The sequence below is a fragment of the Aquimarina megaterium XH134 genome (genome assembly GCF_000520975.1).
GTDB lineage: Bacteria > Bacteroidota > Bacteroidia > Flavobacteriales > Flavobacteriaceae > Aquimarina > Aquimarina megaterium.
The window spans coordinates 44,375-53,258 of record NZ_JACB01000019.1; the positions used below are offsets into that span (position 1 = coordinate 44,375).

General features: G+C 32.6%; 6 protein-coding genes. 2 read left to right on the forward strand and 4 right to left on the reverse strand.

The window, feature by feature from the left end:
- The first annotated feature begins 132 nt into the window (after window positions 1–132).
- Window positions 133–1,701, forward strand: a complete 1,569-nt coding sequence (locus tag Z053_RS0113600; protein ID WP_025665560.1) for an NAD(P)/FAD-dependent oxidoreductase — start codon at window positions 133–135, stop codon at window positions 1,699–1,701.
- On the opposite strand, the gene Z053_RS0113605 is transcribed toward Z053_RS0113600, so the two are convergent.
- The 4 genes from Z053_RS0113605 to Z053_RS0113620 all read right to left on the reverse strand — a co-directional run bounded on the left by Z053_RS0113605 (window position 1,698) and on the right by Z053_RS0113620 (window position 7,286).
- A complete protein-coding gene (locus Z053_RS0113605) occupies window positions 1,698–2,906 on the reverse strand; it encodes a sensor histidine kinase (RefSeq protein ID WP_025665561.1) in 1,209 nt (402 codons plus the stop codon). The genes Z053_RS0113600 and Z053_RS0113605 overlap by 4 nt on opposite strands.
- A 187-nt stretch (window positions 2,907–3,093) precedes the next feature.
- Complete coding sequence (locus Z053_RS0113610; RefSeq protein WP_025665562.1) at window positions 3,094–4,896, reverse strand: cytochrome-c peroxidase; 1,803 nt, start codon at window positions 4,894–4,896, stop codon at window positions 3,094–3,096.
- A gap of 4 nt (window positions 4,897–4,900) precedes the next feature.
- A complete protein-coding gene (locus Z053_RS0113615) occupies window positions 4,901–6,370 on the reverse strand; it encodes a PhoX family protein (RefSeq protein WP_025665563.1) in 1,470 nt (489 codons plus the stop codon).
- 142 nt (window positions 6,371–6,512) lie between these two features.
- On the reverse strand, window positions 6,513–7,286 hold the full coding sequence (locus Z053_RS0113620) for a TIGR02757 family protein (RefSeq protein WP_025665564.1): 774 nt from the start codon (window positions 7,284–7,286) through the stop codon (window positions 6,513–6,515).
- A 255-nt stretch (window positions 7,287–7,541) separates the two neighbouring features.
- On the opposite strand from Z053_RS0113620, the gene Z053_RS30120 reads away from it, so the two are divergent.
- Window positions 7,542–8,600, forward strand: a complete 1,059-nt coding sequence (locus Z053_RS30120; protein WP_025665565.1) for a helix-turn-helix domain-containing protein — start codon at window positions 7,542–7,544, stop codon at window positions 8,598–8,600.
- Window positions 8,601–8,884 lie beyond the last annotated feature (284 nt).

Below are 8,884 nucleotides of genomic sequence, written 5' to 3' on the forward strand. Positions count from 1 at the left end.
CTAATATCTTAAGAAAAGGTTAAATCTAGAAAGATTCGGCTTGTTTATAAGTACTATTTTGATGTTTTATAAGAGTTATTTTGAAGCAAAGAATGTTGTATCTTCGCCCTAAATTCAAAACCTAAGCTAAGATTGCAATACGAATTCACGATACAAGTCTCGCCAGAAATTGCGGCACATCCCGATCGATTAAAAAGTAAGGTAGCACATAAAAATGGAATCCCTTCTGATGAAATTAGACATATTCAGGTTTTAAAACGTTCTATAGATGCGCGGCAACGAGCAATTAAGATCAATTTGAAGCTTAAAGTATATGTACAGGAAGACTATATAAATCAACCCATTGTATTACCAGAATATCCAGATGTTTCTAATGCACCAGAGGTAGTTATCATTGGAGCCGGCCCTGCAGGCCTGTTTGCAGCACTACGCTGTATTGAATTAGGTTGTAAACCCATTGTTTTAGAACGAGGAAAAGATGTACAGGCACGTCGTAGAGACCTTAAAGCTATTACCAGAGATCATATTGTTAACGAGGATTCTAATTATTGTTTTGGAGAGGGTGGAGCAGGTACATATAGTGATGGTAAATTATATACCCGGTCTAAGAAAAGAGGAGATGTACATCGTATTTTAGAGCTTTTGGTTGGATTTGGAGCTACCGATCAAATTTTGGTCGAAGCACATCCACATATCGGAACAAATAAATTACCAGGCATTATAACTGCAATACGAGAGAAAATTGTTGAAAGAGGAGGAGAAGTACATTTTAATACTCGTGTAATTGATTTTGAAATTAAAAATTCTGAAATCAATGGCGTTACTCTAATGGATGGGAGTGCTATTGCTACGAATAACGTTATTTTGGCCACTGGACATTCTGCAAGAGATATATTTACACTATTGTATGATAAACAAATAGAAATCGAAGCAAAACCATTTGCTTTGGGAGTACGAGTAGAACACCCGCAAAAACTCATAGACCAGATCCAGTATTCTTGTGAAGTTCGAGGGCCTTATTTACCTCCTTCACCATATAGTATCGTAAAACAAGTAAAAGGCAGAGGAATGTATTCTTTTTGTATGTGTCCCGGTGGTGTGATTGCTCCCTGTGCTACCAGCCCGGGAGAAGTGGTTACAAATGGCTGGTCTCCTTCTAAGAGGGATCAACCTACCGCCAATAGTGGTATTGTTATAGAATTGCGGATAGAAGATTTTAAGGAATTTTCTAAATATGGCCCTTTATCGGGGATGTATTTTCAGAAAAATATAGAGCAGTACGCATGGCAAATAGGAGGGAAGACTCAAAAAGTTCCTGCACAAAGACTGGTAGATATGGTTGAAGGAAGAATATCAACAAATCTTCCAGAAACTTCGTATAAACCAGGTTTAACATCTGCTGATATGGGTGTAGTGTTCCCTAAATTTATTCATCAAACATTACAAGATGGTTTTAAAGCATTTGGCAAAAGCATGAAAGGGTATCTTACCAATGATGCTGTAGTGCATGCTCCCGAGTCTAGAACATCATCACCTGTTCGTATTCCCAGAGACTGGAAAACATTAGAACATACACAAATTAAAGGATTATATCCTTGTGGTGAAGGAGCAGGGTACGCCGGAGGTATAATTTCTGCAGCTATTGATGGTGAAAAATGTGCTCAGGCTTGTGTAGCAAAAATACTATCGAAAACAGTTTAAATAGATTTCTTTATAGAGAACTCAAAAGTGGTCTGAATTTTTTCTTTAGAAGATACTTTAATATAACCTCCTAGATTCTTAACTAATTTTTCTACTGTAGAAAGCCCAATACCATTACCTTTATTACCGCTTCTATCTGTAGTATTAGCGGTAGTGAAAAGCTCAAAAATGGTATCCAACTTATCATTCGGAATCCCCATTCCGTTATCTGTTATTCTGAAATAATAAAAATTCTCATCTTCGTTAGTTTCTATTGATATAATGATCTGATCTTTGTCATTATATTTAATACTGTTTCCGATAAGATTAAAGAAAATTTGTTTTAATGCTAGTTTATTACATTGTATGATTGGATCTTCTTCTGGGAAATAGATAGTAAAATCCGGTTTCATAGTAAGTAAATCAACAATTTTATTCAATAGGTGATTTAAGTAAAATTCTTCGGGTTCATTATGTATTAAACTTTCACTCTCATAATGATCAAGTACATCACTAATATAACTACTCATAGAAAAAGAAGAAGTTTTGATATAATCAAAATATTCTAAACTTTCATTGTCGAGTTTATCTTCCAGTTTAAGTTTTAATAAATCTGTAGATGTAATAACATTGGCTAATGGCATTTTGAGATCATGCGATATCACTCTAGCAAATTCCCTTAAAGATTCGTTATGTTTTTTTAATTTGTTTTGAATTATTTGAAGATCATTATTCTTTTTGTTAAGCTCAAAAAGAATAATCACCTGTTTTGCCAGAGCGTTAAGGGATTCTAGCTGCTTATTAGAAAGCTCTCTGGGAACACTATCCATAACACATAAGGACCCCAAAGCAAAACCATCTTTATCTATCAAAGGAATTCCGGCATAAAAAATAATAGGTTTTTCTTCTAGAATAATTGGGTTGTCATTAAAACGTTTATCCTCTCGGGTATCTTTAATTATTAAAGGAGCATGAGGTTGTAAAACAACATGAGAGCAAAGCGAATTATTACGAGGAGTCTCACACGTTTTTAAACCGTGTTTAGATTTAAACCATTGTCTATCATTATCTACTAATGAAATTAGTGCCATATCTGTTTCACAGATATACGCGGCAAGCGCAGTAATCTCATCAAACTCCTTCTGTGATTCGGTATCCAGAATGTCTAATGATTTTAAAGCTTCTAACCTAAAGTTTTCGTTTATGGGTATAGCATTCGATATCATCCTCTTACAAAGAATTGATTTATATAAGAATCAATTCCTAATAAAATTAACAAAAATAACCCAGATATTACGAATTAATTAGCATTACATAACAATTTTACGTGATAACCGTAATGTAACTCAAAAAAGATATGCGACCATCTATACCTTAAATTGATGAATGGGTAATTAGTAATCAAATTCTTTTTTAATAGGTTTCAATATCATCTTCTAATGTATGTATAAATGAAATAATATCCTCTATTTCCTGATTAGTGAGATGTAACGGATCAGGAGGTAAGGTTTGATATTCATTCTGGATACCAATACCAATACCGCCTCCGCGATTATAAAAATCCATAACATCTTCTAGAGTAGTATATACTCCGTTATGCATATAAGGAGCTGTTTTTCCAGCATTTCTAACCGTGGGAGTCTTAAAAAAATGTTTCCTTTCGGGAGTTTTATACACATAATACCTCCCTAAATCGGCACTAATAGTGGCATTGATAGTGTCATTTTGTTCTGGAACTCCGATTAATTCGATTTCTGATTCTCTATAGTTAGGAGGTACAGTACCATTAAAAACAGGAGCAAAATGACATGTAGCACATTTGGCTTTACCATTAAAAAGATTAAAACCATTAATTTCATTTTGAGTAAGCGTATTCTCGAGAGTGTTTATGTTGCGATCAAATTTAGAGTTAAAAGGTGCCAAACTTCTTATATAACTAGCTATAGCATTCCTAATTTCGGCATTACCGACCTTTTGGTTTTTAAAAACTTCGGCAAAACTTTTTGTGTATGTACTATCTTGTATAACAACTTGTCTTAGCGTTTCTAAATCTGTATGAAATTCATTTTCATTTTCTATTACGGCAATGATCTGACCTTCTAAACTACCGGCTCTTTTATCATAGAAAAATGCCTTTTGAAGACCAGCATAAAATAATGTAGGGGTATTGCGTGTAACTTTTGCTCCAATTTTCAAGCCATCTGTAAATGCTTTATCTGGATGATGGCAGGTTGCACAACTAATTTTTTTATTCGAAGATAAGTTAGTATCGTAAAATAACTTTTTTCCCAATGCTATTTTTCCGAAAGTCATTTCTCCAGAATTTCTATCAGCAAAATAGGTGTGATTATAAGTATCTTTAGAAAAAAGAGAAGTAGCATTATTTTTTATTGCTAACTCAAAAGGAAAGCTCACACGCCAATCATCTACAACCTGATTCCATAATTCTAATTGTTTATGCGTATGGTTTTTGATAAAATTATATCGGTTAAACGTATTAAAATTAGCATTTAAATCTTTAATTGACGCATCTATTTCGTGGTTCCATTTTTTTAAAAGTGCTACGTCGTTAAATTCATTCTTAAAGATAGATAAATAAGTCTTTAAACTTTGGTATACTACTTTAGACTCTTCTAAAGAGTTTTCTAAGACAGGAGAATCAAAACCTGTTACTCCTGTAAGTGCAATTTGAACTATTGATTTTCTAAATAGCCATAAAAAATGATATGTTTTTAAGTGATTAAAACTGATATTTTCCCTAATTAATTTTAACCTGTTTGATACCAGATTTAAGTGTTTGTTTACAAGTACAGCATTCATTTCTTCTGTAAAAATCTCTTCTTCGAGAACTTGATATCCACTTGGTTGTTTTGTTTTTACATCGGTAAAGTCATCTTCTTCAACTTTCAAAATATTAGGTTGATTTAAGAAGCCATAGTTTTCAATATCCAGAGAAGCCAAAATGGGTTCAGTTTTTTTGAAATACTTTCTGGATTGAAGAAAATGCTTTTTGACATTGGTCGTATCGGTTTTAGCGCTATCCAGGTGATTAATTGCCATAGTAATATCGGTTATGAATTGTTCTTTCATTTGGATATTGAATGGTGCATTTTCTATTTTTACTTCTTTCTTTTCTGAACAAGAAGAAAAAATACAGAATATGATAAAGAGGCTTATCATAAAATAAGCCTCTTTGTTGTATTTAAATAAAATCATATGTCTATCGTTCTAAACCTTTAATTACATAAAGCATACTACCTTCTTTACGGCTATTTGCTACATCAGGGTTTGCTGTAGGGTCGGTAAAAGGTGTTCCGTCTGCTCTTTCCCATCCATGATTTTGAGTAATCATAAGAAAAGTTTCATCAACACCTATCACGTCTGATATATCGATCATACCTGTTATTTCCCATATCTTATTTAAACTACCGTATCCAGATGCTGCTGCTTTAGGCTGATCACATTCTAATACTACTTTTAATTCTCTGGTGTTTAAATTGTATTGATACAATCTCGAATAATGATTTGCTGCAGGTTTAAAATCTTGAATCCCATTTGGATCTTCTTGTATGTAAGCGTAGTTTTTGGTTACCAAAATATTATCAGGACTGTGAAAAGCTTCGGCTGTACCACCAATTTTGTCACCATCTAATACACAAGTTATTTTACCAGGGCCATATGGATTTCTATTATTTAGTTCTACTTTGTAAATTCTCCCAGAACGTGTTCCTTTTCCTATTAATCCAGGTTTATCTCTTCCTGTTACAGCAAAGTATACTTCTTGGTTGTTCTTTCTGCTACGCCCTCTTCTCCAATCTATATCTTCTAATCTAGAAAATCCCATTACTCCTTTTTCTTTAGCTTCGGCATCTAATAAATCAATATCTTTTTCGGTTAATTCTACAAACTCCATATCATAAGAAATTCCTTCTTCCATATCTACCTCGTAGGTTACTCCTGGAGAGGTTACTTTCAACCCGTATAATTTACCTCCTTCAAGATCACCTTGTCTGCCAACATACATTCCTAATTGTCCCGAAGGAACTTCGTTATTACTATTATCATCACCAATAAAAACGACAGTTTTACCCGGATATGCACGTCTGCTTAGTGCCACAGCATTCTCGGTAGACCATTGCCCTAGTGCAGTCAACATTCTTGGAGCAGAAGCTTCTGATGCATTCTTATATGGGTTAGTTGCAAAAACACCTTTAGAATTTCCTCCCCATTCACCACCAGAAAGATATAAAGGGCCAAAACCATGTATAGATGGAGTAATTAGTGAGCCAGAACACTGGGCAGTATTTGCTGTGGCCAAAGCATTAAGGATATGTTCTCCTTTAATTGGTTTAAAAGTTTCGTCTAATGTGATTCTGGCAACAGAATAATCTGCTTCTATATTATTAATTAAAGTAAATGTTCCGTTTTTATTACGAAGTAATCCTGCACCATCTGCCATAGAACCGTATGTGAAATCAGGAATATAGGTATCTTCAGAAGAAAGCAGATTGTATATTTCTATATCAGAAAACTCAGGGGTTTTTTCTAATAAAACAGGAGAGATAGAATGATTTTTTAGTTCAATTTTTCCTGTTGGAGGCTTAGTAGGACCTCCTGTGTAATCGTCTAGGTTGCAGGAAGCCAATAGTAATGCAGCACCTAAAGAGGCAGTAATAAGATAATTTTTCATGATTGTGTGGATTTTTGTTTCCACAAATTTAGCTTAAGGCATACCTCAACAGCTTTATGAAGATGTTTTATGTTTATTAAAGAAATATCATCTAAATGTTTAGAATGTAAAGTTAAGATTACTCTTTAGAATGGTTCTAAACTTAAAATTTTTCAAAAACTCCAAGCCCAAATAATGCATAATCATACTTAACTGGGTCTATGGGATCTAAGCTTCTCAGTTTTGTATCAAGCTCTAACAATGCTTTTCCATCATTTTGTTTGCGTGTAAGCAATCCCAATTTACGAGCAACGTTTCCCGAGTGCACGTCTAAGGGGCATGATAATTGAGCAGGGGAGAGGTTACGCCAAATACCTAAATCAACTCCGGCAGAAGCATCTCTTACCATCCACCGTAGAAACATATTGATTCGTTTGGCAGCAGAGTTTTTATGAGGGTCACTAACATGTTTTTCTGTTCTAATCGGATGCGGTAAGGAAAAGAATTCTTTTTTAAAATTATGAATTGCGGTCTGAAAGTTGTCTTCTTCTTTATACAATTTAAAAAAAGCTTCCATATCATCATACTTAGTATATATATGTCGTAGTGCTGTGATGAAGTAGGAGAGATCTGTACTATTAAAAGTTCTATGTACAAAACCATTAAAATCTTGAAGATTTATCTCGGTATGATTCATTATAAAATCATACGGGCTATTCCCCAAAAGTGACATTAATTTGTGAGAATTGGTTAAGATGCTTTTTCGATTCCCCCAGGAAATGGTGGCAGTAAGAAATCCTGAGATTTCAATATCTTCTTTCTCAGTATATAGATGAGGAATCTGTACCGGATCTGTTTCAATAAATTTTGGTTGTTCGTAGTAAAATGCCTTTTCATCCAGAAAATCTTTGAGGTCGATATGGTTAAATTTCTTCACGGGGATATATTATCATTTTATTGTTTTATCATCAGCAAAGATGATAATTTTAATGAATATCTATTAATATTTAAGAAAAAGGTTAAATAAAATACAGATTTGAGTTTTGTGTACAATAAATATATGTGTTAAAAAGTTTATCTATTTTAATACCATTAACAAGATAGTTTTTATTATGTTACAAAACATATAGGCATTTCTATTGATCTATATTAATAACAGTCAGTGGTTTTTTGTTATTTAAAGATTCTTGAGATGAAAATTATAGATTATTTATTTTTAATAAGTGGCTTACAAACGTTAGTTATTACTGTTATTCTACTTTTTTACCGATCTAAAAAAGTTCATATTAATAGATATCTGGGATTGTTTTTTGTTACTTTATGTGTCGAGATGGCAATGTATTTTGTTTTTAAGTATGTTAAGCATCCGGCTATTTATTATCATCCGTTTCGATTTAATTTGTTAAGTATGAGTTTTTTATTTTTCTACGCAGTAGAAACGGCTGGAATTTATATAAAGCGAAAATTCTATTACTATATCCCTGCAATCTTAGAGTTTTTGTTTTTATCAGTATTTTTTCTTCTAGTGCTGCAAAACCCAGAAATACATACTACTTTAAAAGAAATGCATTTTGGCAAAATAATGAACATTGTTGGCGCTATCTATATCGTAACGATGTCTGTTATGATTATTAAAATTAATAATAAGCATAAAAAACAATTACCTTATTATTATGAAGTCACCAAAAACAAATCATTAAATTGGTTAACTGTTTTTTGTATTATCTGTATCCTGTTTAATCTTTCGGGTAACTCATTGAATCTGTTTATTAGTGAAAAGTCTTATAGGTATTTGATGAATACTATTCTTTTACTTTCTCTCTATTATGTTACCATTGCGAGTTTGGTACAGGTTAATATTATAAATATGATTTCTCCTAAAGTAGAAGAAAAAGAAACTAAGGCAGAACTAGAAAATATTATAAGGATTATTGAAGAATATATGACAGAAACCAAAGCGTATTTAAACCCTTCAATTACCTTAAAAACATTTGCCAAAGAGATAAAGTTGCCAGAAAGGCTAATTTCTAAAGCAATTAATAAGATAGAACATAAAAATTTCAATAATTATATCAATTATTATAGGATAGAGGAATTTAAACAGCTTTTGTCTATGGATAGGCATAAAAAATTTAGCATTTCTGCAATAGCTAATGAGGTAGGTTTTAATTCCAGGGCATCATTTTACAAAAATTTCAAAGATATTGTTGGAGTCTCTCCTTCATCATATGCAAAAAACGCAGATGACTGATTATCTTGCTTTTATGTGTTTATGATTATGATTTAAGACATCCTATATCATGTTAGGGGACACCTGTTTGTTGATTTGTGCATTTTTTTTGTTGAATTTAGCACCAACTAATTTTACACAAACAATCGACTTATTATGAAAACACTATTCAACAGCATTCCAATTCTAGTTCCCTTAGATACAAACTAAAGAATTTATTAAGGTAAATCATAGATTATATAATTGATTTCTACAAAGTTATAAACCGGATTTTTTTAAATATAATTTTAGGATTCTTAGGGACC

Bases quoted from the DNA above. Each gene is read 5' to 3' on its own strand.
- Z053_RS0113605 (WP_025665561.1), bottom strand. From the start codon at position 2,906: ATGATATCGAATGCTATACCCATAAACGAAAACTTTAGGTTAGAAGCT.
- Z053_RS0113610 (WP_025665562.1), bottom strand. From the start codon at position 4,896: ATGATTTTATTTAAATACAACAAAGAGGCTTATTTTATGATAAGCCTC.
- Z053_RS0113615 (WP_025665563.1), bottom strand. From the start codon at position 6,370: ATGAAAAATTATCTTATTACTGCCTCTTTAGGTGCTGCATTACTATTG.
- Z053_RS30120 (WP_025665565.1), top strand. From the start codon at position 7,542: ATGAAAATTATAGATTATTTATTTTTAATAAGTGGCTTACAAACGTTA.